This window comes from Streptococcus sp. HMSC065H07, assembly GCF_001837325.1.
GTDB classification, from domain to species: domain Bacteria; phylum Bacillota; class Bacilli; order Lactobacillales; family Streptococcaceae; genus Streptococcus; species Streptococcus salivarius_H.
Map to the genome: position 1 here is coordinate 324 of NZ_KV832059.1, position 231 is coordinate 554.

At 43.7% G+C, this 231-nt stretch carries 1 protein-coding gene; it reads right to left on the minus strand.

Features of this window, described 5'->3' with window-relative positions; all coding sequences use genetic code 11:
* Positions 1-231 (minus strand): IS110 family transposase (locus tag HMPREF2637_RS11750; RefSeq protein WP_141760052.1); only part of this gene is annotated, 231 nt, incomplete at both ends.

The following is a 231-nucleotide window of genomic DNA, read 5'->3' on the forward strand; positions in this document are numbered from 1 at the left end:
GAGACGTAGCTAGTTTTTCAGCGTCAATCTTATCGGTTTTACGCACTCGCAAGCTATCTAATTGTTTCTTGGATTCTAAGGGATTGAGCCGTATATAAGCGTAACTATTATCCTCAAAGAAGGCCTGAAGACGACGAGAATAGACACCAGTCGCCTCGAATACAATCTCTGGTTGGTAAACAGTCCCCAAGTCCTCGAGTAGTCGATTAAATCCGATGGCATCATTGGGTA